Source organism: Campylobacter curvus (genome assembly GCF_013372125.1).
Taxonomy (GTDB): domain Bacteria; phylum Campylobacterota; class Campylobacteria; order Campylobacterales; family Campylobacteraceae; genus Campylobacter_A; species Campylobacter_A curvus.
The window spans coordinates 625,375-651,013 of the sequence record NZ_CP053826.1 but is presented as its reverse complement, the minus strand read 5'-3'; the positions used below and the strand labels follow the sequence as shown (position 1 = coordinate 651,013).

At 42.0% G+C, this 25,639-nt stretch carries 25 protein-coding genes and 1 tRNA gene; 16 read left to right on the top strand and 10 right to left on the bottom strand.

Annotated features, from left to right (window positions below):
• Positions 1-20: 20 nt before the first annotated feature.
• The gene (locus CCVT_RS03120; RefSeq protein ID WP_018136784.1) at positions 21-1,541 is read right to left on the bottom strand and encodes an AAA family ATPase; all 1,521 of its coding nucleotides are present in this window, start codon (positions 1,539-1,541) and stop codon (positions 21-23) included.
• Positions 1,534-2,403 carry an NAD(+) kinase gene (locus CCVT_RS03115; RefSeq protein WP_018136785.1) on the bottom strand — a complete coding sequence of 290 codons (870 nt, stop codon included), beginning with the start codon at positions 2,401-2,403 and terminating at the stop codon, positions 1,534-1,536. The genes CCVT_RS03120 and CCVT_RS03115 overlap by 8 nt, the downstream gene beginning before the upstream one ends.
• A 224-nt stretch (positions 2,404-2,627) precedes the next feature.
• Here CCVT_RS03115 and aspS point away from each other — a divergent pair, with 224 nt between their 5' ends.
• Complete coding sequence (aspS, locus tag CCVT_RS03110) at positions 2,628-4,379, top strand: aspartate--tRNA ligase (protein WP_018136786.1); 1,752 nt, start codon at positions 2,628-2,630, stop codon at positions 4,377-4,379.
• 55 nt (positions 4,380-4,434) lie between these two features.
• A complete protein-coding gene (locus tag CCVT_RS03105) occupies positions 4,435-5,001 on the top strand; it encodes an adenylate kinase (protein WP_018136787.1) in 567 nt (188 codons plus the stop codon).
• 55 nt (positions 5,002-5,056) lie between these two features.
• Here the strand turns inward: CCVT_RS03105 and CCVT_RS03100 are convergent, their stop codons facing one another.
• Together CCVT_RS03100 and CCVT_RS03095 are read right to left on the bottom strand one after the other, a co-directional pair.
• Complete coding sequence (locus tag CCVT_RS03100; RefSeq protein WP_018136788.1) at positions 5,057-6,703, bottom strand: L-lactate permease; 1,647 nt, start codon at positions 6,701-6,703, stop codon at positions 5,057-5,059.
• Between the two features lie 14 nt (positions 6,704-6,717).
• Positions 6,718-7,890 (bottom strand): alpha-hydroxy acid oxidase, encoded by a 1,173-nt coding sequence (locus CCVT_RS03095; protein ID WP_018136789.1) that lies wholly within the window; start codon positions 7,888-7,890, stop codon positions 6,718-6,720.
• 260 nt (positions 7,891-8,150) lie between these two features.
• Here CCVT_RS03095 and CCVT_RS03090 point away from each other — a divergent pair, with 260 nt between their 5' ends.
• The 7 genes from CCVT_RS03090 to CCVT_RS03060 all read left to right on the top strand — a co-directional run bounded on the left by CCVT_RS03090 (position 8,151) and on the right by CCVT_RS03060 (position 13,047).
• Positions 8,151-8,495: a YgiW/YdeI family stress tolerance OB fold protein gene (locus CCVT_RS03090; protein WP_018136790.1), complete on the top strand. Its 345-nt coding sequence runs from the start codon at positions 8,151-8,153 to the stop codon at positions 8,493-8,495.
• Between the two features lie 130 nt (positions 8,496-8,625).
• Entirely contained in the window at positions 8,626-9,144 is a 519-nt protein-coding gene (gene ppa, locus CCVT_RS03085; protein ID WP_026175500.1) for an inorganic diphosphatase, read from the top strand.
• Between the two features lie 77 nt (positions 9,145-9,221).
• Positions 9,222-9,298: transfer RNA gene (locus CCVT_RS03080), tRNA-Ile, on the top strand.
• A 318-nt stretch (positions 9,299-9,616) separates the two neighbouring features.
• A complete protein-coding gene (locus CCVT_RS03075; protein ID WP_018136791.1) occupies positions 9,617-11,041 on the top strand; it encodes a ParB/RepB/Spo0J family partition protein in 1,425 nt (474 codons plus the stop codon).
• A gap of 55 nt (positions 11,042-11,096) precedes the next feature.
• Positions 11,097-11,960, top strand: coding sequence for a DNA adenine methylase (locus tag CCVT_RS03070; protein WP_018136792.1), 864 nt, complete (start codon positions 11,097-11,099; stop codon positions 11,958-11,960).
• Positions 11,961-12,524: 564 nt separating this feature from the next.
• Complete coding sequence (locus CCVT_RS03065) at positions 12,525-12,674, top strand: type II toxin-antitoxin system HicA family toxin (RefSeq protein WP_227898188.1); 150 nt, start codon at positions 12,525-12,527, stop codon at positions 12,672-12,674.
• A gap of 1 nt (position 12,675) precedes the next feature.
• Positions 12,676-13,047 (top strand): type II toxin-antitoxin system HicB family antitoxin, encoded by a 372-nt coding sequence (locus tag CCVT_RS03060; RefSeq protein ID WP_018136793.1) that lies wholly within the window; start codon positions 12,676-12,678, stop codon positions 13,045-13,047.
• Positions 13,048-13,112: 65 nt separating this feature from the next.
• On the opposite strand, the gene CCVT_RS03055 is transcribed toward CCVT_RS03060, so the two are convergent.
• From CCVT_RS03055 to CCVT_RS03030, 6 genes are all read right to left on the bottom strand, one after another.
• Positions 13,113-13,346 (bottom strand): hypothetical protein, encoded by a 234-nt coding sequence (locus CCVT_RS03055; protein ID WP_155827519.1) that lies wholly within the window; start codon positions 13,344-13,346, stop codon positions 13,113-13,115.
• Positions 13,309-14,082 (bottom strand): ABC transporter ATP-binding protein, encoded by a 774-nt coding sequence (locus tag CCVT_RS03050; RefSeq protein ID WP_018136795.1) that lies wholly within the window; start codon positions 14,080-14,082, stop codon positions 13,309-13,311. The genes CCVT_RS03055 and CCVT_RS03050 overlap by 38 nt, the downstream gene beginning before the upstream one ends.
• A complete protein-coding gene (locus CCVT_RS03045; protein WP_018136796.1) occupies positions 14,073-15,035 on the bottom strand; it encodes a FecCD family ABC transporter permease in 963 nt (320 codons plus the stop codon). Before CCVT_RS03045 ends, CCVT_RS03050 begins: the two co-directional genes overlap by 10 nt.
• The gene (locus tag CCVT_RS03040; RefSeq protein WP_018136797.1) at positions 15,032-16,063 is read right to left on the bottom strand and encodes an ABC transporter substrate-binding protein; all 1,032 of its coding nucleotides are present in this window, start codon (positions 16,061-16,063) and stop codon (positions 15,032-15,034) included. The genes CCVT_RS03045 and CCVT_RS03040 overlap by 4 nt, the downstream gene beginning before the upstream one ends.
• 62 nt (positions 16,064-16,125) lie before the next feature.
• Entirely contained in the window at positions 16,126-18,207 is a 2,082-nt protein-coding gene (locus CCVT_RS03035; RefSeq protein ID WP_018136798.1) for a TonB-dependent receptor, read from the bottom strand.
• 272 nt (positions 18,208-18,479) lie between these two features.
• On the bottom strand, positions 18,480-19,586 hold the full coding sequence (locus CCVT_RS03030; protein WP_018136799.1) for an FtsW/RodA/SpoVE family cell cycle protein: 1,107 nt from the start codon (positions 19,584-19,586) through the stop codon (positions 18,480-18,482).
• Between the two features lie 47 nt (positions 19,587-19,633).
• On the opposite strand from CCVT_RS03030, the gene CCVT_RS03025 reads away from it, so the two are divergent.
• The 7 genes from CCVT_RS03025 to CCVT_RS02995 are packed head-to-tail and all read left to right on the top strand — an operon-like array spanning position 19,634 to position 25,620.
• On the top strand, positions 19,634-20,605 hold the full coding sequence (locus CCVT_RS03025) for an RluA family pseudouridine synthase (protein ID WP_018136800.1): 972 nt from the start codon (positions 19,634-19,636) through the stop codon (positions 20,603-20,605).
• Complete coding sequence (locus CCVT_RS10065; RefSeq protein WP_169331155.1) at positions 20,538-21,212, top strand: fibronectin type III domain-containing protein; 675 nt, start codon at positions 20,538-20,540, stop codon at positions 21,210-21,212. Before CCVT_RS03025 ends, CCVT_RS10065 begins: the two co-directional genes overlap by 68 nt.
• A gap of 4 nt (positions 21,213-21,216) precedes the next feature.
• Positions 21,217-21,747, top strand: a complete 531-nt coding sequence (locus CCVT_RS10060; protein WP_169765121.1) for a fibronectin type III domain-containing protein — start codon at positions 21,217-21,219, stop codon at positions 21,745-21,747.
• Positions 21,747-22,940, top strand: coding sequence for a tRNA (guanosine(46)-N7)-methyltransferase TrmB (gene trmB / locus CCVT_RS03010; RefSeq protein WP_018136801.1), 1,194 nt, complete (start codon positions 21,747-21,749; stop codon positions 22,938-22,940). The genes CCVT_RS10060 and trmB overlap by 1 nt, the downstream gene beginning before the upstream one ends.
• Positions 22,924-23,595, top strand: coding sequence for a cell division ATP-binding protein FtsE (locus CCVT_RS03005; protein ID WP_009650025.1), 672 nt, complete (start codon positions 22,924-22,926; stop codon positions 23,593-23,595). Before trmB ends, CCVT_RS03005 begins: the two co-directional genes overlap by 17 nt.
• Positions 23,582-24,397 carry a cell division protein FtsX gene (locus CCVT_RS03000; protein ID WP_018136802.1) on the top strand — a complete coding sequence of 272 codons (816 nt, stop codon included), beginning with the start codon at positions 23,582-23,584 and terminating at the stop codon, positions 24,395-24,397. The genes CCVT_RS03005 and CCVT_RS03000 overlap by 14 nt, the downstream gene beginning before the upstream one ends.
• Positions 24,394-25,620, top strand: coding sequence for a murein hydrolase activator EnvC family protein (locus CCVT_RS02995; RefSeq protein WP_018136803.1), 1,227 nt, complete (start codon positions 24,394-24,396; stop codon positions 25,618-25,620). Before CCVT_RS03000 ends, CCVT_RS02995 begins: the two co-directional genes overlap by 4 nt.
• The last annotated feature ends 19 nt before the right edge of the window (positions 25,621-25,639 follow it).

Sequence of the window (25,639 nt, the reverse complement as noted above, 5' to 3'; positions counted from 1 at the left end):
ATGCAAAATTTAATCACCCCTTATCTTAACAGCTCTTTGGCGAAATTTATAGCCTCGTCCGTTATCTTTTCCCCGCTTATCATGCGCGCTAGCTCCGTCACTCGCTCCTCTTTTTCAAGCTCTCTCACGCTTGAAATCTCACCGTGCTTTTCGACCAAAAAATGAGAGTGAGCTTTGGAGCTGAGCTGTGGCTGATGACTGATCGCAAAAATTTGATAAAATTTGGCTAAATTTAGCAGTACGTTTGCGATACTCATCGCCTCTTTTCCGCTTAAATTTGCGTCTATTTCGTCCAAAATGATGACGCCTTCGCCACTTTGAGTGATCTTGCTCTCGCTTGCGATGAAAGCCAAACGCAGGCGGTTTAGCTCGCCCGAGCTTAAATTTTTCAGATTCGTTTCATTTAAATTTAAAACGACCTCGTCGCGTCCCGTGACGTCTAAATTTTTCTCGTTTAAATTTAGCGTTACGCCACTCATATAAAGCTCTTTTAAGTATGAATTTATCAGGCTTTCAAGCTCTTTTAGATTTGCCGCGCGAGTTTGGCTTAGCATCTTGGCAAGTGCGTTTATCTCGCTATTTGCAGCTTTAAATTTACGCTCCAGCTCATCCTTTTCAAAGCTTATGTTTTCATATCTTGCCAGCTCAGCCTTACGCCTAGCCAGCGTCTCAAGCGCGTCTTCCTCGCTGCCGTATCTGCGAACGAGCGAATTTACCGCCTCTATACGATCAAGTACCGCCTCGACGTCGATGTCGTCAAGCTCTTCCATATTTAGGCTCTCGCGTGCGAGGCGCAGCTCGTTCATCGCCTCCTCAAAAAAGCTCGTATCAAGATCGCTGATATTTAGCGCCTCCATGACGCTATGCTCGACCTCGAACACACGCTCGGCTCTCGCCCACGCTTCGTTTATTTTGTCTTTTTTGCTAAGGCGTTTTTTAGTCTCCATCAGCTCGTCAAATTCGCCTTTTTTAGGGCTCACGGACTCTATCTTGTCGATCTCGAATTTTGCAAATTCCTTTAGCTCTTCAATCTTTTTTTCCTCGTCCATGATAGTCTTTAGCGCTCTTGAAATTTCATCAAATTCTTTAAATTTCGCCCTAAAACCCTCTAAAAATTCGCCGAATTTCGCGTCCTTTTTTGTCTGTAAAGCATCGAGTAAATTTAAAAATCTCTCGTTTTCAAACTCGTTTATCTCCTTTGCCGAGAGGTATTTGATGTGCTCTTTTGCGATCTGGGCGAGATTTTTTTTAGAGATCGCTTGCGAATTTACAAAATACCTCGCCGACTTGTCGCGGATAAATTTAAAAGTATTTACGCTCTCGTTTTCGATACCAAACTCATCCATGTTAAACTCATGCTCCACATCGGCTTCGATCAGCCTAGCTTCGCTCTCTTTTAGCCCGAATATCGCCATTATCGCGCTCATAAGGACCGATTTGCCTGCACCGCTCACACCCGTAAATACGCTAAGACCCTCTTTAAAATTTAGCTCGGCCGACCGAAAACTTAAAAAATCTTTTATCAAAATTCGCTCAATCATTATAACCCCAGTGAAGTTTTTCTTTTAAAATTTGAAAATAATCCCTGCCTACATGCCTTATCAGACGTGCCGACTTGTCGCTCAGGCGCGCGCTGACGGCGGTCAAGTTTGACATCTTGTAACGATCCTGCCCGTCGATAACGAGCATCGCATCGCTTGAAGTTTTAAATTTGACCTCAAATCCATGCGGAAGCACGACAGGACGTTGCGTTAGCGAGTGCGAACAGATCGGCGTCACGGTAAAAACCTCGCTTAGCGGATAGATGATCGGCCCGTTTGCGCTCATATTATACGCCGTCGTGCCCACGGGTGTGGCGATAATGACGCCGTCGCCAAAGTAGTAGTTAAAGTATTTTCCGTTTAGACACGCCTCGATCTGAGTCATCGCCGCAGACTTCGCACTCACGATCACCGCGTCGTTAAATGCTATCTTTTGCAGCGTCTTGCCGCTCTTTTCGTGAAGGAAAACGTCAAGCATATGCGGCTTTTCCACCTCGAATTTACCCGCGAAAAAGTCCGCGAAAAATTTCTCGCATTCATTCATCGTGATGTCCGTTAAAAACCCGAGTCGCCCGGCATGGATACCAAGCACGAAAGGTGAAATTTCAGCCGTTTTACGACAAAGTGAGATGATCGTGCCGTCTCCGCCCAAAGAGATCAAAAAATCGCAATTTCGAGCTAGCTCGCCCGTCTCGTATCCGCTTAAATTTAGCTCCTTTGCGACTGCGCTCTCTAGCAAAATCTCCACCCCGTAGCCGGATAGAATTCTTTCTATCGTTTTTAAATTTTGCACCAGTTCCGGGCTGGATTTTGCCACGATACCGACTTTTTTAATGGTTTTTATATTTAGATCTTTTTTCATTATTTATCTTTTAATTGTGTCATTTTATTTTCCCACTATAGAAAATCCTATCAGAAAACAGGATAAAACACTATCGCAACCCACCTTTAGTTTTTAAATCCGATTTTACCAAAATTTTATTTATACCCGCTTTTGATAAAAATTTTATTTTGATTTTGTTAAAAGCTCTGCAAAAGCAAATCTCGTGTATAATTGCGCCTAAAAATAAGCAAGAAGGAGTGAAAATGCGAAGTCACTACTGCACAGACTTAGGTGTAGCTGACATAGGCAAAGAGGTCACGCTGTGCGGTTGGGTAAATACCTACCGCGACCACGGCGGCATCATATTTTTAGACCTGCGCGACAGGACGGGGCTCATCCAGCTAGTCTGCGACCCGGCTGACAGCAAGGACGCACACGAAACCGCGACAAAGGTGCGAAACGAATACGTCCTAAGAGCGCGCGGCAAGGTGCGTGCCAGAGGCGAAGGACTGGCAAATCCAAAGCTAAAAACGGGCGAGATCGAAGTCGTCGTAGATGAGCTAATAATCGAAAATCCAAGCGAGGTGTTGCCATTTACGATAGGCGATGAGAGCGTAAATGAAGACATCAGGCTAAAATACCGCTTCCTCGACCTACGCAACGAGCGACTGCAAAATATCTTTAAAATGCGCTCGCGAGCGGCGATAGCGGCTAGAAATTCGCTCGATAAAATGGGCTTTATCGAGTTTGAGACGCCGATCCTTACTCGCGCCACACCAGAGGGCGCACGCGACTATCTCGTGCCTAGCCGCGTCTATCCGGGGCAGTTTTACGCCCTACCGCAAAGCCCGCAGCTATTTAAACAGCTTTTGATGTGCTCGGGATTTGATAAATATTTCCAGATCGCAAAGTGCTTTCGCGACGAGGATCTGCGCGCCGATAGGCAGCCCGAATTTACCCAAATCGACATCGAGATGAGCTTTATCGAACAAGAAGACATCCTAAATATGGCTGAAACGATGCTAAAAGACGTATTCGCCGCTTGTGGATACGACATCAAAATCCCGTTTCGCCGTATGAGCTACCGCGAGGCGACCGAGACCTACGGCTCTGATAAACCTGACCTTCGCTACGATCTAAAAATGATCGATGTGATCGATATCTTCGCGCGATCAACGAATGAAATTTTTAGCAAGATCGCCGCTGAGCCAAAGAAAAACCGCATAAAAGCGCTCAAAGTGCCAAACGGCGATAATATTTTTAGCAAACGCGAGATGAACCGCTTTGAAGAATTCGTCCGAAAATTCGGCGCGCAGGGGCTTGGCTACTTCCAGATGAAAGAGGACGGCTTAAAAGGTCCGCTTTGTAAATTTTTCTCTGACGCAGATTTGGCCCAAATCGTCAGCCGCTGCGAGCTAGCCGTAGGCGATGTCGTATTTTTCGGCGCAGGAAAGAAAAAGGTCGTGCTTGATTACATGGGGCGATTTAGAATTTTCCTTGCCGAGCAAATGGGTATCATTGATCAAGACAAGATGGAGTTTTTGTGGGTTCTAGATTTCCCGATGTTCGAGCAAAACGACGATGGTAGCTACTCTGCGATGCACCATCCCTTCACGATGCCAAAAAATATCGACGAACCAGACCTTGAAGACATCCTTTCCGTCGCGCATGACGTGGTGCTAAACGGCTTTGAGCTAGGCGGGGGCAGCGTGAGGATACATAAAAACGACATCCAGCAAAAGGTATTTAGGCTGCTTGGTATCGATGAAGCCGAACAGCGCGAGAAATTTGGCTTCTTGCTCGACGCGCTCAGTTTTGGTGCGCCACCGCACGGCGGCATCGCGATCGGCTTTGACAGGCTAAATATGCTAGTTAGCAAATCAAGCTCTATACGCGACGTCATCGCATTTCCAAAGACCCAGCGCGCCCAGTGCCCGCTCACGAAAGCGCCAAGCGCACCGAGTGCCGAGCAACTACGCGAACTCGGGCTTAGGCTAAGAGAGAAAGAGAAGTGAAATTTATGCATTTGCCGCGAGTGCGTGGCAAATTTGCAAATTTAAAAGGAAATTTATGAAAAAACTATTTTTGATAATCGGTGCTCCTGGCAGCGGAAAGACGACGGATGCGAGTCTCATCGCAAAAGAGGACGACAAATACGCACACTTTTCCACAGGCGACCTACTCCGCGCCGAAGTCGCCAGCGGTAGCGAGCTAGGCAAAAAGATAGACAGCTTCATCTCAAAAGGAAATTTAGTCCCGCTCGAAGTCGTCGTAAATGCGATAATCTCGGCGATCAAAGGCTCTAAAAAGTCAAGCATCATCATCGACGGCTACCCTAGAAGCGTCGAGCAAATGACCGAACTTGACAAGGTGCTAAGTGCGCAAAACGAGATAAATTTACGCGGCGTCATCGAAGTTGATGTCAGCGAAGCCATCGCACGCGAGAGAGTGCTCGGACGCGCACGCGGAGCGGATGACAACAACGAAGTTTTCAACAACCGTATGAAAGTCTATCTCGACCCGATCGAGGCGATACGTAAATTTTACAAAGACAAAAATCTGCTTCACGTCGTAAATGGTGAACGCACGATCGAACCGATCGTCGCCGACATAAAAAAACTCATCGAGAATTTATAAATTTTGGAGCTCAAGCGCTCCAAAATTTTAAAACTGCAAACAATAAATCGCAAATTCACTTTATAAAATCCGTCACCACAGGCACGAGCTGTGGAAATACGTGTATGACAAGCCACGTGATCGCGCTTGCTAGCACGATGAAAATGAGCGAGTATTTGAGTGTAAATTTTAGCACCTCGCTCTCACGCCCCGCCATACCCACAGCCGCGCACGCGACGGCGATACTTTGCGGGCTGATGATCTTGCCCACGACGCCGCCCACAGTGTTTGCCGCGAGAAATATCACTTCATGCACGCCAAGCTGGTTTGCCGTGACTTGTTGGAGCGTCCCAAAAAGTAGGTTCGCGCTCGTGACCGAGCCCGTGAGAAACACGCCTAGCCAACCGATGATCGGCGAAAAGAAGCCAAAGGCGTTACCCGTGCTGGAAAGTGCAAGCCCCATGGTCGCGGCTTGACCGCTGTATTTGGCAATGTAGGCGTAGGCGACGATGAGCCCGATCGTCGCTATCGGCAGGCTCATCTCTTTGCCAGCCTGCTTTGCCGAAGCAAGAACGATGCTAAATTTGACGCGCAGAGCAAGGATCGTAAGCACCACTGCAAGCAGTATCGCCGTGCCGGTCGCCTTTATCACGCCCCAGCTATACACGGCGGCGATCGCCTGCTCGCCCTCCGAGATCGGCGCGCTTTGCACGACCACGTTGTGTAAATTTGGCACTTCAAATTTGATGTCCGCAAAGCTCATCGCGCTTTTAAAGGCGTCTAAATTCCACACCACAATCGCGGCGATGACGAAGCCAAACGGCAGCCAAACTTTTAAAATTTGCCCCGCACTTAGGCGTGGCGGCTCTAAATTTTGCTCGCCCTGCGCGGCGTCCAGTCTGAAAATATTTTTTATCTTCCAAATCCTCACCGACGCGCTTAATAGCACAATGGAGACGATCGCGGAAGTGATATTTACGAGCTCAGGGCCTAAAAATTTCGCCGTCGCATACTGCGTGATGGTGTAGCTAGCCGCGGCGACCGTGACGTGAGGCAGGACGTCTTTAAATTTACCGCCCACCAAAAATGCTAAGAAAAACGGCACTAAAAACGTGATCGGCGGTAGCATCCTAGCCGTCATCGTGGAGATGATCGTCGGGTCTAAATTTACCGTGCCAGCCAGAGCCGTGATCGGGATACCGACTGCACCAAATGCCGCTCCTGCCGTGTTTGCGACCATGCTAAGTCCAGCTGCGCTTAGTGGCTTTAGCCCTAGCCCCATGAGAAGTGCCGCCGAGATCGCTACGGGCGCGCCAAAGCCGATCGCTCCCTCCAAAAACGAGCCGAAGCAAAACGCGATCAAGATGACTTGGATGCGGTGGTCGGGCGAGATGATGGTGATGCTCGTTTTTAGCGTCTCGAAATAGCCTGAATTTACGCTAAGCTTGTAAAGAAAAATGGCGCACAAGATGATCCAAGCGATCGGCCAAAGTCCGTATAAAAAGCCATACGCAAAGCTCGCAAACGCCGCAGATACGGGCATCTTGTAAAAAAGTACCGCTACGCCGGCACTCGCCGCGACCGTGAGAAACGCCGCGACGTAGCCTTTTAGCTTGAGCGCGACAAGCGAGAGCAAAAAGACAAATATCGGCAAAGCCGCCACGAGGGCGCTTAGCCAGATATTGCCCGCAGGATCGTAGTTTTGTAAAAAATATCCTTGCATGTTAAGTCCTAATTTTACCCCATTATCGGCGTCGGATACGTCCCTGGCACTAGGATATCGCTCGTGACGTTTTGTATGTCGCGATGACCCGCAAACGCCATCGTCGTGTCCATCTCGTCATACATGATTTGCAGTGCGCGCGTGACGCCATCCTCGCCGTATGCTCCCAGCCCATAGACAGGCGCGCGGCCGAGCATGATGCCTCTTGCGCCCATCGCCCATGCTTTTAGCATGTCCTGACCGCTGTAAAATCCGCTGTCGATCCACACCTCGGTCTTATCGCCGACGGCTGAGACGATGTCTGGTAGGGCTTTGATCGCTGAAAGCGTGCCGTCCATCTGGCGTCCGCCGTGGTTTGAGACGATGATCGCGTCAGCTCCGTGTTTGACGGCGAGCTCGGCATCTTCTGGTAGCATGATGCCCTTTAAAATGATCTTGCCGCCCCATAAATTTTTGATCTCCTCGATGTCGCTCCATTGTAGGCTCGGGTCAAACTGCTCCTTCGTCCAGGAGCTTAGCGAGCTAAGGTCGCTCACGTTTTTAGCGTGTCCGGCGATGTTTCTAAACGTCCAGCGTTTATTTTTTAGATAACGCAAGCCCCACGGGATTTTTGTGCTTAAATTTATGAGATTTGGGATCGTAAATTTTGGCGGTGTGGAGAGCCCGTTCTTGATGTCGCGGTGGCGATTTCCCAGCACTTGCAGATCGACTGTGACGACGAGGGCCGAGCAGTTTGCAGCCTTTGCGCGGTGGATCAAATCTTTCATAAATTCGCGGTCGCGCATAACGTAAAGCTGAAACCAAAACGGCTCGACGCCAGCCTCTACGAGGTCTTCGATCGAGCAGATCGACATCGTCGAGAGCGTGAAAGGGATGCCAAATTTTTGCGCGGCGCGCGCCATATGTATCTCGCCATCCGCCCACATCATACCCATAAAGCCCACAGGCGCAGTCATCGCGGGGAATTTTGCCGTTTTGCCAAGCAGCTTGGTTTCTAAGCTTCGGTTTGCCATATCGACTAGGATCTTTTGTTTAAATTTGATCGGCTCAAAGTCGGTGTGGTTTTCGCGGTAGGTGCTCTGCGTCCAAGAGCCCGTATCTACGTATTCGTAGAACATTTTTGGGACGTTGCGATAGCAAACGCGGCGTAAGTCCTCGATGTTTGTCATTAAAGAAAGGTCTTTCATTTTTGTCCTTTTTTGGAAATTTAATTCGGAGTAATTATCTCCTATTTACTCTTTTGATACAATAAAAATACTGCTATAATTTTTTTCTTTCAATAATTTTTATTAAATGATTTTGGGAATACCGCTAAAATTTCAATATGCAGATCTGTGCCTATTTAAGAACCTATATGACGCCAGTCTGTATTAACAAAAATTTCACAACGATCGATTAAAATGTGACTATGATTTTTCAAAAATCAAATAAAATCAAAGGACAAAACATGTTAAAGAAAATTTTAGTTTCAGCAGCGCTTGCGAGTGCGGTATTTGCAGCGGGTGGATTTACAGGCGCAGGCAGTGCGAGCGTAACTAGCGTAGCAAACGCCAAGACCCTAAAAGACGACGCACCAGTCGTCCTAGAGGGCAAGATCAAGTCTCAGATCCGCTCCGAGCACTATACCTTTGCCGACAATAAGGGCGACACGATAGAGATCGAAATAGATGACAAGGACTGGGGCGGTGTGAAAGTCGATGAGAACACGCCTATACGCATCTATGGCGAGGTCGATAAAGGCTTTATGAAAGATGCGACGATAGATGTAAAACGCATTGAGATCGTGAAATGACTTCGGGCGGTTTTGCCGCCTGAATTCTTAAATTTTAGTTTTACTCCAAATTTAGCCGATTTTTTATATAATCGCACCATAAATTTCACAAGCGAAGCGTTAAATTTAACGCAAGCTAAAAAGGACAAAAATGGACATTTCAAAAATCAAAGTCGGCTCAAATCCCGATAAAATCAACACCGTGATCGAGATCCCTTACGGCTCAAACATCAAATACGAGATCGATAAAGAAAGCGGCGCAGTGTGCGTCGATCGCGTGCTCTACTCGGCGATGTTCTACCCTGCAAACTACGGCTTTGTGCCAAATACTTTAGCAGCTGACGGCGATCCTGCCGACATCCTCGTGCTAAATGAATACCCGCTACAAGCTGGTAGCGTGATCCCATGCCGACTAATCGGCGTGCTCGTAATGGAGGATGAAGCTGGCATGGACGAAAAGCTTTTAGCCGTACCTGTTAGCAAGATCGACCCGCGATATGACGGCATCAAGAGCTATAAAGACCTGCCGGAAGCTACGCTAAATAAGATCAAAAATTTCTTTGAAACCTACAAAATCCTCGAACCTAACAAATGGGTGAAGGTCAAAGAATTTAAGTGCCAAGAGTGCGCGAAAGAAATTTTAGACACAGCCATCAAAAACTATAAATAACAAAGCCTCGCACTCGAGGCTTATTTTTATATTTAAATAAGCTTTCCTCTTGTATAATCACATTTCATTTTAACTGCGGGTTCATAGCTCAGTTGGTTAGAGCATCCGGCTCATAACCGGATGGTCCCAGGTTCGAGTCCTGGTGAACCCACCATTTATCCATTTTTCTTTATCCAAGTTTGTTTATTTTCGTTTATTAAAACTCCCTAAAATAGCCTTTTTGCTAGCTTTCCTTTGTTTAATGTCGTTTATATTTTTTTATTTTTGTTTATGTTTTTTTAAGTGATTTTAACGGACAATATGACGGACTTTTAAATTTAGTCCGTAAAAAATTATGAAAGAGCCTAAAATGCCAAACATATGATTAGAGATCATCTAAACAGAACAAGGGTATTGATTAAAATAATTTATGCCATATGGGCAAATTTGGTATTTAGCATCTACATAAAAAGTAAATACAAAAAGGATACTTATGTATAACAACTGGGCATCAAAAAGATATTCTAGATCAGTAAAGGAATTATGTTTATGGGGAGATAATCCTAGGCTAGATCCAGAACAAGAGTATAAATATCTAAGGGACTATTTTGATAATATTGTAACTGATTCTTCAGATAAACAAAATTTTATGAATTTGGTCAAATCTATAGCAGAAAAGGGCTTTATTTCAATTGATCCAATAGTTACTTATAAAGACAACAATAGATTAATTGTAGCTGAAGGAAATAGAAGGGTTTTGGCACTTAAGATACTGCTTGAACCGCAAAAATCACCAATAAAATATAGAAAACAAATAAAAATTCAATCAGATAAGATAAAAGATAAATCAATAATATCGAAAATACCAGTAATCATAGCTCCAAGCTTTGATGATACGGTTTGGTATATAAACGAGAGAAATAGCATTTCCACATTAAAGCAATCTTGGAGTAGGGTTCAACAACATCAGTGGTATTACGATGAGTACATGAGAAGAAATAAAAATATAGAAGAAGTAGCAAATGATTTTAATATGACAAAAAGCGAGCTAGAGAATATTATAAGGTTTGTAAAAATAAGAAATTTAATTAAACGAGAAGAAGTAAAAGAAATCTTAACTAACAAAGAATATAAAATGGCCATAGCTATAAATTTTCCAATTACGATATTAGAAAGATTCTTTTCTTCTGCTATAGTCCAAGAGAAATGGGGTATTAACTTTGATGGTGAAAATCTAAAAATTAAAAATAATAAAGATTTTATGGATGCCTTTAAATATTTAATTAAAAATATAGTTAGTAAAGATACAACCATAAAAATAGATACAAGAACAGTAACCTCAAGCTTAGACAAGATTTTAGATCATCTTCCAAAGGTAGATACTAATATCGAGGACTATAACGATAGTAATATAAATCATTATAAAAATTTAGTATCCAAAACAAGCTACGATACTCAATCAGTCAGCAATAACTCTAGTCCATCAAGGGCAATTACAACAATAGACGATATTAAAAGAGCAAGGGTCATAAAAGGATATAGCGTTATTACAAAAAACTATAGGCTATTATCAGTGTTTAATGAATTAAAGCATATTCCTACCGTAAAATACCCAAACGCGGTAGCGGCATTGCTAAGAGTATTGCTGGACTTAAGTGTTGCTGAATATATTCAAGATAATTCTATTGAAAATACTAACAATAGATCGTTAAAAGAAAAATTAAAAGAAATCAATAAAAACCTTAACAACAAGCATATAGATCAATTCTTAAACCCAAAAAATGAAACCAGTCTAGACTCCTTAAATATGTATATTCATGATATAAAAAATATTAATATATCTATAAATTTTTTAAATAACTTTTTTAATAAGCTTGTTCCAATAATAAAAGATTTAATAAGCATAGAAGAAGAATAAAAATTTATTTTTTGATATAATTATTATATCATAATTATGCTATCAAAGAATTTATATGAACATTAAATCTCCATTACGCTATCCTGGCGGTAAAAGTCAACTAACTAAGTTTGTATCACATACGATAGAAATAAATAGTATAAAAAACCCTATCTACTGTGAACCTTTTTGTGGTGGTGGAGGGGTAGCTATAAATTTATTGCTTGATAAAAAAGTAGATAAAATTATTCTAAACGACTTTGATGCGGCCATTTATTCATTTTGGTATGCTGTATTGAATGATACTGAAAAGCTTATAAGAAAAATTAATGAAATAAAAATAACAATAGACGAGAGACTGAAACAAAAAGAAATTTATATGTCTAATCAGTCCAAGAATAAGTATAATTTCAACTTGGGTTTTGCTACACTTTTTTTAAACAGAACAAATGTTTCAGGAATAATAAAAGGTGGGGCTATAGGTGGAAATAAGCAACAAGGTACTTATAAACTTGACTGCAGATTTAATAAAGAGTACATAATAAGTAAGATATATGAGATTGCCAAGCATAAAAACGATATTGTGCTTTACAACCTAGAAGCAAACGATTTTATTAAAAATGTTTTACCAAAATTTAACCAAAATAATCTTTTTATATTTTTTGATCCGCCATATTATAGGCAAGGTAAAAACTTATATACAAATTTCTTTAATCATAAAAATCATGAAGATTTAAGCTTAGCTATAAAAAAATTAGATAAATATTTTTGGATATTAACTTATGATAATGAACCAGAAATAATAAATATTTATAATAAATATAACCCTAAAAAATATAAGCTTCAATACTCGGCTAAAAATAAATTAAAAGAAGTTGAATTATTTTTTAATAGTAAAATAACAATAGTTGAATCATTTGATAAAGTAATATTTAAATAATACGAATCATAAAATTATAGTAGAGTTATAGATTATAACGATGACTACGCTCTTAGATATATATTTATACATATTTATTAAAATCATTCTACAATTCAATACTTTTATCTTAAGATATCTGATAAAATATCGATTTTATCTTTTGATATATTGATACCAACAAAATAACCTTTTTTCATAGGATATCCCCGATAAGATAATTTTTGTCGTGTTCTCGCCCTTTCTTATAAGCAGTGTCTAGCACTAGGCTTTAAACACAATAAAGCCCAAAATCTTATAAGATGCTCCCGATGTTTTAAAGTTTTCATCAGTTCAAAAAACTTACAATCAATAAAGCCCCCGCATTAATACTTTACTGTAACAGAGCCTAAATTTATTACAGATCCTAAAATACTACTACCTATAACTTATCATCTCATATTTAAAATAAACATAATAAAATTATAAGAATAAAATATATACAATACATACATAAACTAAAGAGTCAATGATGGGTCAAAAAGATAAACTATTAAAAAATATCGAAAACAATCCGACAAATGTTAAATTTGAAGTTTTAGAAAAATTTTAAAAGATAATGATTTTGAACTAAAAAGTGTAAAGGGCTCACATCATAGCTTTTCAAATGGCAAGATGCTTATAACTTTGCCATATCATAAGCCGATGAAAGTATTTTACGTGAAAGCTGTTTTAAAAGCCATAAAAGGAGAGTAAGATGAAAAAAGATGTCAATTATTATCTAAATTTGCCCTATAAGATAGAGCTTAAAAAAATACCCGAAAATGAGGGGGGCGGTTGGGGGGCTTTTATGCCTGAATTTAATGGAATAGCCTTTTTTTATGGTGATGGCGAAACAAAAAGCGAGGCATTAGAGGATCTTGATGCCGCTTTTAAATTTACTCTAGAGGGGCTAATCGAAGATAATATCCCTATCCCAATGCCCGCGCAAAGCGATAAAAGCAAAAATCTAGCCGTAACAATAAAGCAAAGTCTAGTCAACGAGATCGACTTTTATGCTAAGAAAATGGGGTTGTCTCGCTCTGCATTTTTGGCGGTTTCGGCAAAGCAATATATAAAAACACTTTAATTTTGATATAATAACTGCACTTATACAGATCGTTCGGCGAGTGAGATAAATTTTGAGCCGCCACATTACTTATTATTTTTCTTTTTTGTTGTGTCTGCCGTGTAGGTTTCAGGCATTTTTAGCTCTCTTAGAATTTCCTCTATCTCATAATTTAGCTTGCCCTCAACCTCATCGCTTAAATTTATACTTACTTTTAGTCGTTCGGGTAGATTATAAAGTCTATTTAATAGCGTCGCAGCGATGTCTAATAGAATACAGTATTTAAACACTCCACCTAGCCAAAAGTCTAGATTTGTCATCAAGCCTTAAATTTACAAATTTTATACCAAAAAGCTCAGTCAAATTTTCATCTGTTAAAATTTGCCTCGTTATCCCAAAATTAAACCCAGAAGTTCCATTTAAAAGTAGCGTTTTATCTGCGACAGCAAGCGTATGATCGGGGTGATGTGAGGTAAATATCACGCAGGTTTTAAACTCAAAATTTAGCCTCTTTATGAGGCTTAAAATAGCGTCTTGATGGAAAACGTCAAGATAAGATGTTGGCTCGTCCATGATGAGAATCTTGGGGCTTAAAACGAGCGATCTAGCTATCAAAACAAGCTGTGTCATACCACCGCTTAGCTCATCGACATTTAAATCTAAAAATTCTCTAACGCCCACTATATCGGTGACTTTTTCGACGATCTTTTCATCTTCTTTGCTTGGTCTAGCAAAGATACCGATATTTGCGTTTATGCCCATTAGTATGAGGTCGCGCACCTTGAAGCTAAAAGCGATGTTTTCACTTTGTGGGACGTAGCCTACGAGCTTTGCGCGGGTTTTGTTGCTAAGTGTTTGTAAATTTTGATTATCTATAAAAATTTGCCCACTTTGGATTTTTAAAAGCCCTAAAATGATCTTTAAAAGAGTTGATTTTCCTATGCCATTTCGCCCTAGTATCCCGAGCGTTTCGCCACTTTCAAGGCTTAGGCTTAAATTTTTAAAAATTTCTTTTTTACCATAAGAAAAGCTCAAATTTTCCACTTTTAAGACCATTTTTTGCCTCTTTTTATTATTATCACACCTATCATAGGAGCTCCGATCAGCGCAGTGAGTATGCTAAGTGGGATCTCAGCCGAGCTTGTACTCCTAGCTATGACATCAACAAGCATCAAAAATATACCACCAAAAAGTGCAGAAACTGGCACTAGGCTGGCGTTATTTGAGCCAAAAACAAGCCTTGTGATATGTGGCACTAAAAGCCCAACCCAGCCGATGATACCAGCAATCGCGACGCTAGCACTGGTGATAAGTGTAGCTAAAACGATGAAAATAAAGCCTAAAAATTTACTCTCGCCAAATATGCTTGCATGCTCGCTTCCAAGCGATAGGATGTTTAGCTTCCAGCCCATAAGGCTTAAAAGCACGAGTCCTGCAATACAAATCGGTGATAAGATAACAACGTCTTGCCACGAGATGGCACTTAGGCTACCCATTAGCCAATAAACTATGCTAGGCAGCTTTTCTTGTGTGTCGGCAACATATTTTACCACCGAGATGAGCGCCTCAAATATCGCAGCTGTGATAATGCCAGCTAACACGAGCATAAGTTTTGAGTTTTTATTTGCCAAAAAGCCAAGCGCATAGGCTATCATAACAGCCAAAAAGCCAAAAACAAAAGCTTCCACTTGCGTCAAAAACGGGCTATCAAACATAAGTATGCAAACCACCGCCCCAAAGCCAGCCCCACTACCTACACCAAGTATATTTGGACTAACAAGCGGGTTTTGAAACATCGCTTGAAATATCACGCCCGCTACGCTTAGGCTAGCCCCGATCAAAAAAGCGACAATGAGCCTTGGCAGGCGCAGATCAAAAATAATGGCGTATAAAGTTTCTTTGTCATTATGATAGTAATCCATTAGTCCTTCAAGAGAAATTCTACCTGCAAATAGCGAAAAAATGACTGCGACCACAAGCAAAAATAGTAAAAAAATATATTTTTTCATTTAAAAAATTCGTAAAATTTACTTTCGCCATTTAGATCAAAGCGTAAAATTTTAGCTATTTCTTCATCATTTAGGTCGTATTCGTAAAGTAGCTTGTAACTATTTTTCATCTCATCTTTTAAATTTATATGATCTTGCCCAGAAAATAGCACGCTAAACCACGCCCACGCTAGATGCGACTCACCCGTAGGAGGCTCCCACATATCCCCGCCAAGTGGCATTTTATAGATCGCTTTTTGTTTTACAGCCTTTACACCTTTTAAAATTTTATCATTGAAAAAGTCGCTCGGCGTCAGTTCGTCAAAATTGCTAAGCAAAATAATATCTGGATTTTGCACGATAATCTCTTCTTTATTTAATATCCTAAATCCATCAAATTTAGCCGCATTTTGCCCGCCACTTAGCAAAATTTCATAATCAAAATATGTATTTTTGCCAGCCGCTTCGTAGCTTTTATCTCGTCCAAATATAAAAAGCACTTTTGGTTTATTTGTAAGGCTTTGGACAAATTTTTCTACCTTAGCCCTAACGGTAGCCCTATTAGCTAAAATTTGCTCGGCTTTTGGCTCTTTTTCATAAATTTTACCCAGCATATCAAACCAAAATAGCGGGTCTTCTTCTGTGCCTTTTAAATTTATCAAAGCCACTTTTAGCCCTACTTTTCTTAGTGGTTCTATGATCTTTTCTCCTCTCATGCCCCACTGCACGACAAGCTCGGGAGATAGTTTGATTAGCTCTTCGATATTTGGCGTAAAATCATCACCTATACCGCCTGCTGGTATATCAGACGCCCCTTTTATCATTTTTGCAAGCATTCCGCGATTTATATTTTTTTTAGCTATCGGATGCACAGAAGCGATACGAGAGGCGTTATTTTCGACACTTAGAGAAAACGACGCAAGCGGCACAGGAAAGAGTGCCACACTTTTAATGGATTTATCAAAATGAAGTTTATTGCCGTTTTGATCAATAAAATCCACAGCATATAAAAACATAGATAAAAATAAAAACAATATAAATTTTTTCAAATTTCATCCTTTAAATTTATTAACCCAAGGCAGATGTGCCACCTTGGGTATCAGGTTAAATTTTAAAAGCTAGCTTTAAAGCCTAGTTTAAAATTTCTACCAGGATTTAAGAGTGGATTTGTAGCACTTCTTGGCTGACTGATGAGCTCATAGCTCAGACTTGGGGCGTATTCTTTATCAAAGATATTCTCGATTCCAAAATTTAAACTAAAATCTTTCAATATCCCAAGCTTACCAAAACTCTTGCCAAAGTAAAGATTATGCACGACGTATCCAGCTCTTTCTTTTTCGACACTATCATCTATGCGGGTTTTGTGTTTTGCCCAGTCTGCGCTATACTCGATATATGAGTGATCCAAAAACTCTGGCGAATACGAAAGCGCCACATGTCCGCTAAGAGGCGCGATCTCTGGTAAAGGCTTGCCAGTTTGTTTATTTTTGCCGCGAGTGTAGGCTAAATTTGTCTTAAACTCAAAATTTGATAAAAATTTATAAGCTATATCAAACTCGACTCCGCTTATTCTTGCTCTATTTACATTTTGAGCTTGATAATATGTCGTTCCACCGTTAGTCCAGCTTCTTTCCACGATCAGATCTTTATAGTCTCCCGTATAAAATATCAAATTTGATCTTAAAATTTTATCTGTATAGCGAAGTCCAGCTTCGTAAGTAACGCCCTTTTCTATGTTTAGATCAGGATTTGGCAAATAAGCCTCAGCTCCTGAAAATGTCAAGATCGGAGCCACCTCGCCACTCATCGGAGCTCTAAAAGATGTCGCAAAATTTCCTACAAATTCAAGCTCGCCAACGATCGGATAAATAAGCCCAAGCCCGTAGCTAGCCCTGCTGTCTTTTCTATTATTTGCGTTTTCATAGAGCTTTTTCACACTTGGACTCATAGAGCTATCCATATCAAACGATGTTTTGACATGATCGTAGCGTAAATTTGCACTCAATATCGCATCATTGCTAAAAGCGTATTCAAGCAAGCCAAATCCAGCGACATCAAGCTGCTTCGTCCTTAGCCTGTTTCTTTGTCTAGGTCCGTTATTTACGCTTTGATTTACACTATCCCAGTCCTCGTAATAAAAATCAACGCCATAAGTTTGTGTGAGATTATCGCCTACAAATTTACCTATAAATTTACCGCCATACACCTTTGGTCCATTTACATAGTTATCAACCTGCCTTGGCGAAAAAGAGCCCATATATGGCTTGATATTTAGATGCGTATAAAGCTCTCTAAAATATAAGCTAGAATCCAAAATAATCTTATCATTTATATTTGCGTCATAATTTAAAGCTATATATTTTTCTCTAAGTGGTGCTTCTCTTATGTATTTTTGAAAACCTTTTTTATTCGCCGTGCCAGGAGCTCCGACAGATGTTCCCACTACTCCGCGCTGCGACTCAGTGTATCTGCCTACGAGTTCAAGCCTATGAAAATCAGCAAAGCTATATCCACCTTTAAAGTCTAGGCTTCTGTAATTATAGCTCGTATTTAAAATTTCACCAGCTGGGGTATCGTAGTTTTTGCCATGCTTGTAGTTTAATCCAAGCAATGCGTCAAAGCCATGTCCTACTACGCCAAGCTGTAAGCGACTTTGAGTGCCTTTATTTACACTTTGATATTGCGAGCTTAGATATGTGTCAGATAGCGCCCAGTCACCAAAGACATCACCGCTGGCTCTTTTGGTGACTAAATTTACGATACCGCCAAATGCATCTGTGCCATAAAGCGTGCTGGCTGGACCTCTAATTATCTCTATCCTCTCGATTTGATCAGGGGTAAATATAGAATACTCAAACGCTGGCCTGCCCCTAAATCTAAGCCCATCGATAAACATCGGCACCCTATAATCAGACGAGCTAAAACCACGTATGTTTATTGTGCCAGAATCAACGCCCTCATTTACCATTGACACACCAGGAACCTCGCTTATGAGCTCTGGCATGCTTTTACCAAGCTTTCTTTCGATAGTTTCTTTGCTCACCACAGAAACACTTTTACTTATCTCATCCACACTTTGAGATGATCTTTGCGCTGTTACTGTGATACCTTCAAGCGTTTTTAGCTCAACTTCGTTTTCAGCTGCCATTAAAAAACCAGCAAGTGCGATACTTAGCATAATTTGTCTTTGCATTTAGAAATCCTTTTATTTATAAATTTAATTTGTATTATATAGAAAATTATAATTATTTTCAATACATTATCATTAGATTTATTTTAGTATAAAAATATTTATTAGATATTTATGATTATGGGTTGGATGCGTTTTATTAACCATAGTTTCTTATAAAAATCAACAATCTTAGATTTATATTGTATTACAAAATGAGCAATTAAATTGCTCTGATATTTCTAGATTATATGTGAGTAGCGATAAAAAGATAAAGAATTAAACCAACTTTAATTTTAAAATTTTATCTTTACCGAGCGATAGGTCGGGTCAAACCTAAAAGTCAGCAAATTCTGCAAAATTCCAAAAAGTACCATAAACGTGACAAAGCTACTGCCTCCGTAGCTGAAAAACGGCAGCGGCACTCCGACGACGGGGGCGAACCCGATAGTCATCGAGACATTCACGCCCACATATATAAAGATGAGCGCCGCGATACCAGTGGCGATGACCTGCGTGAAAAAGTCGTTTTTAAGCCCATAGTTTAGGCTCAGCAGATGCGCTATCAACGCGCCGTAAAAGCTAAGTAGCCCCAGCGCTCCGTAAAATCCGAAACGCTCGATATTGTAAGCAAATATAAAATCGCTCGTTGCGATCGGCAAAAACTTAAAATGCGTCTGAGTCGCCTCGTCTTTTGGCTTGCCCTTCAGTCCGCCGCTTCCGATAGCGATGATGCTTTGTTTGACGTGATAGCTTGGCTCTTTGGAGACAAAGTCATATATTCGCTTTTTTTGATAATCATGTAAATTTTCATACAAAACCGGCGTACAAAAACCGATGGCTAAAAATATACAGATCCAAATTTTTTTATTCACGCCGATGACAAAAAGTATCGTGTAGCCCACGAGTAAAAGTATGAGCGCAGTGCCAAGATCGGGCTCTTTAAGGATCAAAGCAAACGGCAAAAGTATGTAAAAGCTAAGCCGTAAAAAGTCCTTTAGTCCGTATCCGTCCTCGCCCGGAGGACTGCGCTTTATCAGATATGCCAGCATCAGCAAAAAGGCCGGCTTCATGACCTCGGAGGGCTGAAGCGTAAAATGCACGAACGGGATTTCAAGCCATCTTCTAGCTCCCAGACGGCTCACTCCAAACAGATCCACACTCAGCAAAAGCACTATACAAACCCAATAAAACATCGGTATTATCCACTCGATCCTACGAATAGGCAGCAAAAACGACAGACAAAACGCTAAAAAACCCACACCAAAATATATGATCTGCTTGTTGGCTAAAATTTCGTTGGCCTCGGAGACTAAGATATACGACAATACGATGATCGGGATTATCAAAAAAAGCTGTAAAAAGTCAAAATGTGTTAAAATACGACGATCAAGTTTTATCAAGCGCAGGCCTTGTTTTTGGCTTGATTATATCACAAAGAAGGAATATTTTGGTTAATTTCGTCCAAACGCAAAGTTCGAGGCTTGACGTCGCGCTGGCAAGCGAGCTCAAAATTTCGCGCAATCAGGCTACAAATTTGATCAAAAACGCCCTTGTGAGCGTAAATTCAAAGCCTGCTTTAAAGCCCTCCATGCAGCTAAATCAAAATGATGAAATTTGCGTGAAATTTGCCCCGCCAAAGGAAAAAACGAACGATTATGAGGTAAATTTTGAAATTCCTATCATTTACGAGGACGAGGATATCTTGGTGCTCAATAAACCCCCTCAAATAGTCGTCCACCAAGCCCCAAGCGTCAAAGAGGCCACGCTCGTAGAATGGCTCAATCAAAAAGGCTTCATGCTCTCGAATCTAAACGGCGATCTGCGTGCGGGTATCGTTCATAGACTGGACAAGGGCACGAGCGGAGCGATAGTCGTCGCTAAAAACAACGCCGCACACGCAGCCTTGAGCGCTCAGCTAAACGATAAAAGCATGGGCAGGATCTACCTGGCGCTGACCGATCTGCCACTAAAGCAAGAGTGCATAATCGACAAGCCTATCGGCAGGAGCCCGTCAAATCGCCTAAAAATGGGTATAGTCACAAATGGACGCCACGCCAAAAGCGCCTTTTTAAATTTAGCGCAAACGGACGAGGTGAATTTGATAGCCGCAAAGCTTTTTACAGGGCGCACCCATCAGATAAGGGCACACCTAGCCAGCATAAATCGCCATATTTTGGGGGATAATTTATACGGATTTAAGAGCGAAAACGATAAAATCAAGCGAGTTATGCTCCATGCTTATATGCTTTATTTCCTCCATCCGCGAAGCGGCGAGAAGGTCGAATTTATCGCACAAACATGGGATGACTTTAACCAGATCGTATATAAAAAAATTTCCAAGGAGTTATTTGATGAGAAAATTTGTCCGAAGTCTCTTGACGCCGCTTTTAGCGGCATTGATAGCTGGATGCGCATCTAGCGTTCCGACTCAGCAAAACCCGTCCCTACCGACTATCAATAGCCTAAAAACCATATCCGACATGACCGAAGTAGCCTTTGAATGGAGTCCGACAAACGACGAGAGCGTCATCGGATACTATCTTTACCGCTCAAATCCAAACGAGGCGAATTCCAAAATGCAGATCGTAGCAAACATCAAAGATCGCTTTGCGACACACTATGTAGATTACAACCTAGCCCCGGAGACTACATATGCATATCAGATGAGAAGCTATTCGCAAAATGCCATCTCGGGCCCGGGCGTGACCGTCACCGCGACCACAAAGGCCCTACTAGACTCAGTCCCCTTCGCGCAGGCCATCACGGGACTTCCTTCAAGAGTCAAGCTAGTCTGGCGTCCGCATCCTGACACACGCGTCGCCAGCTACATCATAGAAAGAAGCGACGCAGGCAGGAACAACTGGAGCAAGATCGCAGAGGTCAAGGGCAGACTAAACGCCGAATACATTGATAGCGACGTAAAAGACGGCAAAGGGTATGAATATAGAATTTTCGTCAAAACCACATCCGGCACTGTCTCAAAACCTAGCCAAAACATAAGCGCGACCACAAAGGAGTTACCCTAGGGGCGTGACGAATTTACAGGCCACTACGACAGCGCCAAAAAAGATCGTCATCACTTGGGACAGCGCGGTAGGCGAGGATTTCTCGCACTACAACGTATATAGGACGATGAGTAAAATTTTGCCCTACACCTATCTGGCCAAGACCACGAGCAACTCATACGAGGATCTGCTGAATTCAAACGGTACGCAAAGATACTATAAGGTCACGGTCGTCGATAAAGACGGCCTTGAAAGCCTAAAGCAAGACGAACCGGTCCTTGGTCAGACGCTAGCCGCCCCTGCGGCTCCGACATTTACTTCGGCTTCGTTTGATGGTAGCGGTGCAAATTTAAGCTGGAACGGCGTAGAGCGCGCGACCTCATACACGCTTTATAGAGAGGGCGGCAGCGAGCGCACGATAAACGGTATCATCGGCACAAGCTACACCGATACCAGCGTGCAGCCGGGCGCTACCTACACCTATCAAATAATCGCAGTCGATGAATTTGGCATCGGCTCGGACAAATCGGCCAAAGTGGAAATAAGCATCAAATAATGCCAAATTTCATAGCCAAAAGCCTAAAAGACAGGGCCTATCCTTTCGGCAAAGATGATGTGCGGTTTTTGTGGGAGGCGCAAGGCAGGAGCGAAAAGCTGGTCTTTACTCAAAGCGCCGATGAAAATTTCTTTATTATCGTAAAAAAATGCACGGATAAAGAGGGCTTTGTAATAAAGGGCGAAAAGCTAACAAAGCCTGCCAAGATAGGCCTTTTGCAAAAGGCGCTTTGCGTCTATCGCGACGAAAACACAAACGGCGTCTTAAGCGAAGCGATGGCGGTTAAAAGCACTCACCTCACGCGTAAAACTAGCGCTATCTCGGATATGAAAGAATTCCTGGCAGAATTTAACGAGCTACGGGCGAAATTTAGCCAAATTTTCATCGAGATCGGCTTTGGCTCTGGGCGTCATCTGCTATTTCAAGCGCAAAACAATGCTAAGGCCCTAGTCATCGGCATCGAGGTCTATAAACCAAGTATCGAGCAGGTCGCAAAGCTGGCAAATGCGCAAAATTTAAGCAATATCCGCCTAATAAACACCGACGCAAGGCTGTTTTTATCGCTTATAGGCTCAAATTTAGCGGATAAAATTTTCTTGCATTTTCCGGTGCCTTGGGATAAGGCCGAGCACAGACGTGTCGTGTCGCAGGCCTTTGCAAAAGAGTGCGAGAGGGTTTTGAAAACAGGCGGAAATTTTGAGCTTAGGACCGACTCGCGCGAATACTGCGACTTTAGCATGCGTCATTTCCTAGACCTAAACGGCGCTCAAATTTTAGTTTATAAAAACCGAAATTTACAAATCAGCAGTAAATACGAGGATCGCTGGAAGCGCCAAGATAAGGACATTTACGATATGCTTTATACTTGTAACGTCCTAAGCGACGAGCATGAGTTAAATGGTGAGCTAAATTTCGGCGAAATTTACGATGTTCAAAAGATCGTTAGAAATTTTAAAAACGAGACGATAAAAATGGACGATTTTTTCGTGCATTTTGAGGAAATTTATATCATAGACGAGCAAAGTATACTGCTAAAAGTCGCTTTTGGCGCATTCAATAAACCGGAGCAATGCTTTGTAAAGCTAGACGCAAATGGGTGTGAGTATTTCATAAAAAAGCCCCTGCTCACAAGAGAAAATTTAAGCGCGCATGCAGTTTTGAAGGAGTATTTGGCAAATGCAAGAAATTATTAGCGCTCGCAATCTAAGCCTCGCATACGAACGCAACGAGATCGTGATAAATAGTGCAAATTTAGACATCATGGCAAATGATTTTGTATTTATAACAGGCAAAAGCGGAAGTGGCAAATCTACGCTGTTAAAGTCGTTTTATGGCGAGATAGCGCCGCTAGCGGGCGATCTAAACGTCTGTATGGCCTCGATGAGAGGCATAAACGATAAGGAGCTCAGCGAGCTTAGACAAAGGGTTGGGATAATATTTCAAAACTATCGCCTCATAAACGAGTGGAGCGTCGAGAAAAACGTGATGCTGCCTCTCATCATCAAGGGCATAACTCAAAGCGTATGTAAAAAACAGGTCACAAAGCTGCTAAAGCACGTCAATATGCTTCATAAAGCCGACAAATACCCTGTCGAGTTAAGCGGCGGCGAGCAGCAACGAGTCGCGATGGCAAGGGCCTTGGCGCATAATCCAAATTTGCTTTTATGCGACGAGCCGACCGGAAATTTGGACGAATATTCAAGCGACGTCATCTGGTCGCTACTAAAATCCGCACGAGAATTCCTAGGCACGAGCGTGGTCGTGGTGACACACCACATACCATCGACCCTGCGCATACCGTATCGACATTTCGTCATAGAAAACGGAGGCGTGCATGAAATCGCTTAGAGATCATTTGGGATTTATATTCCCGCTAATCGCCCTGCTTTTTGCGGCAGAATTTAGCATGACGGCAGACAAGGTGGTAAAAAACTATGAAAATTTGATGAGCAACGACTACAACATCGTGATCGTCTCGAACAAAGAGCTAAACGACGCGGATATAAGGCCTCTGGTAAATACTTTCGCCTCGCTCGAGCCTCTTAGCACCAAAAAGATAATCGACAGGCTCTCAAACGACATCTCGTCTAAAAATTTATCCGTCTTGCAAAACGCTTTGCCTAAATTTTATTCGCTAAAGCTAAATTCCTTCCCGACGCCAAAATTTATGAACGACGTAAAGGCCAAGCTGCAAAAAATAGACGGAGTTAGCCGCGTCGAGACCTTTTCAAAGACACACGACAAGGTCTTTAAAATTTTAAATTTAGCCAAGATGCTTTCATATATGTTCATGTGTATCTTAGGCGTCATCGGCATAATGCTTATGTTCAAGCAAGTTAGGATTTGGCTTTACGAGCATAAGGAGCGCATAGAGATAATGACGCTATTTGGTGCGCCTTTTTGGCTAAAAAGCGCCATGCTTTATAAAAGCGCGATAACAGACAGCATCGTAGCCACGCTGATCGTCGCAGGATTTTTCTTTGCTCTGCCTAACATCGAATTTTTCAGCGATCTCGTGAGACAGATCGACGTCGTCCTGCCGGCCCTTGATATAACAAAAGAGGTGCCGATACTCTTTGGCATCGCGCTTTTACTCAGCATATTCGTAGTCAGCCTTGTGATGAGAAAAGCGAGAAAAAGCGATATATGAGAAAATTTATATTTATCCTAGCTTTTTTGAGTGGGCTGCTCGCAGCACCAAGTACGCAAGAAAAGATAAAAGACTCCACGAGCTCGCTACGCTCCAGTGAGGCAATGTCGCAGCAGCTAAACAAAAAGCTTGACGATCTGGCAAGCGACATCGTAAGCGGCGAGAAAAAGCTAAAAGGTATAGGCTCTGATATCTCAAATTTAAAGTCTCAAATTTCAGCCCTAGAAGGTAACGCGACAAACGCACTTGGCGAGCTTGACAAGCTTACCAAGCAAAATCAGGAGCTAGCCAAAACGCAAAAAGAGCTCGAGCAAAACATGATAAGGATAATCGCCGAGGATCTGTCGTTTGACCTACTTTTATCGGGTGATGAGAGCAAAGAGAGCGAGGATAGCATCATGGTCTCGCAAATTTTAATGAAGCTAAACAGCATAACAAAAGAGGACTTCAAGAAGCTAAGCAAAAACTACGAAGATACGATAAATCAGATAAAATCGCAATCAAACAAGATAAACGAGATAAATTCCAGCATAAAAAACTACAGACGCAAGCAAAGTGACCTAGTAGCGCTTGAGAGCAATCAAAAAAGCACTATAAACAACCTGAAACGAGACAAGGAAATTTACACCAAAAAGCTTGCAAAGCTGCAAGCTCAACAAGATGAGCTAAGAAAGACACTCGAGCAGCTAGCGATCATGCAAAAACGCGAGGACGCGGCGGCTCAAGAGGCTAGACGCAAAGCCGAGCAAAAAACAGCTGGCGGTAAGCCAAAAAATGAAGGCTCCGGCGTCAAACAAATGGGCTCGAGCTATCAAACAAGCTCGGTAAAAAGATATACCGGCGCAAAGACGATAGCGCCTTTAGAAGGCTTTAGCGTGAAGCAAAAATTCGGCAACTATGTTGATCCCATATATAACATCAAAATTTTCAACGAGTCAGTAGTGCTGCGCTCGAACACTCCTGACGCAAAGGTGAAAAGCGTGCTAAACGGCAAGGTCGTCTTTGCCAAACAAACCCCTATGCTAGATAATGTCGTCATCGTAGAAAACGACAACGGCATCCACACCATATATGCTCATCTAAGCCAGATAGCCCCTACCATAAAGGTCGGCTCGATGGTGCAAAAAGGATACGTGATCGGACGAGTCAGAAACGATCTGACATTTGAAGTGACACAAAAAAACTACCACATCGACCCGCTCGAGCTCATCAGCCTAAAATAGCCACTCTTGCACTGCATTA

Bases quoted from the DNA above. Each gene is read 5' to 3' on its own strand.
- CCVT_RS03000 (WP_018136802.1), top strand. From the start codon at position 23,582: ATGAAATCGCTTAGAGATCATTTGGGATTTATATTCCCGCTAATCGCC.
- CCVT_RS03005 (WP_009650025.1), top strand. From the start codon at position 22,924: ATGCAAGAAATTATTAGCGCTCGCAATCTAAGCCTCGCATACGAACGC.
- CCVT_RS03120 (WP_018136784.1), bottom strand. From the start codon at position 1,541: ATGATTGAGCGAATTTTGATAAAAGATTTTTTAAGTTTTCGGTCGGCC.
- ppa (WP_026175500.1), top strand. From the start codon at position 8,626: ATGGACATTTCAAAAATCAAAGTCGGCTCAAATCCCGATAAAATCAAC.
- trmB (WP_018136801.1), top strand. From the start codon at position 21,747: ATGCCAAATTTCATAGCCAAAAGCCTAAAAGACAGGGCCTATCCTTTC.
- CCVT_RS10065 (WP_169331155.1), top strand. From the start codon at position 20,538: ATGAGAAAATTTGTCCGAAGTCTCTTGACGCCGCTTTTAGCGGCATTG.
- aspS (WP_018136786.1), top strand. From the start codon at position 2,628: ATGCGAAGTCACTACTGCACAGACTTAGGTGTAGCTGACATAGGCAAA.
- CCVT_RS03090 (WP_018136790.1), top strand. From the start codon at position 8,151: ATGTTAAAGAAAATTTTAGTTTCAGCAGCGCTTGCGAGTGCGGTATTT.
- CCVT_RS03115 (WP_018136785.1), bottom strand. From the start codon at position 2,403: ATGAAAAAAGATCTAAATATAAAAACCATTAAAAAAGTCGGTATCGTG.
- CCVT_RS03070 (WP_018136792.1), top strand. From the start codon at position 11,097: ATGAACATTAAATCTCCATTACGCTATCCTGGCGGTAAAAGTCAACTA.
- CCVT_RS03050 (WP_018136795.1), bottom strand. From the start codon at position 14,082: ATGGTCTTAAAAGTGGAAAATTTGAGCTTTTCTTATGGTAAAAAAGAA.
- CCVT_RS03095 (WP_018136789.1), bottom strand. From the start codon at position 7,890: ATGAAAGACCTTTCTTTAATGACAAACATCGAGGACTTACGCCGCGTT.
- CCVT_RS03055 (WP_155827519.1), bottom strand. From the start codon at position 13,346: ATGACAAATCTAGACTTTTGGCTAGGTGGAGTGTTTAAATACTGTATT.
- CCVT_RS03060 (WP_018136793.1), top strand. From the start codon at position 12,676: ATGAAAAAAGATGTCAATTATTATCTAAATTTGCCCTATAAGATAGAG.
- CCVT_RS02995 (WP_018136803.1), top strand. From the start codon at position 24,394: ATGAGAAAATTTATATTTATCCTAGCTTTTTTGAGTGGGCTGCTCGCA.
- CCVT_RS03075 (WP_018136791.1), top strand. From the start codon at position 9,617: ATGTATAACAACTGGGCATCAAAAAGATATTCTAGATCAGTAAAGGAA.
- CCVT_RS03035 (WP_018136798.1), bottom strand. From the start codon at position 18,207: ATGCAAAGACAAATTATGCTAAGTATCGCACTTGCTGGTTTTTTAATG.
- CCVT_RS03045 (WP_018136796.1), bottom strand. From the start codon at position 15,035: ATGAAAAAATATATTTTTTTACTATTTTTGCTTGTGGTCGCAGTCATT.
- CCVT_RS03105 (WP_018136787.1), top strand. From the start codon at position 4,435: ATGAAAAAACTATTTTTGATAATCGGTGCTCCTGGCAGCGGAAAGACG.
- CCVT_RS03100 (WP_018136788.1), bottom strand. From the start codon at position 6,703: ATGCAAGGATATTTTTTACAAAACTACGATCCTGCGGGCAATATCTGG.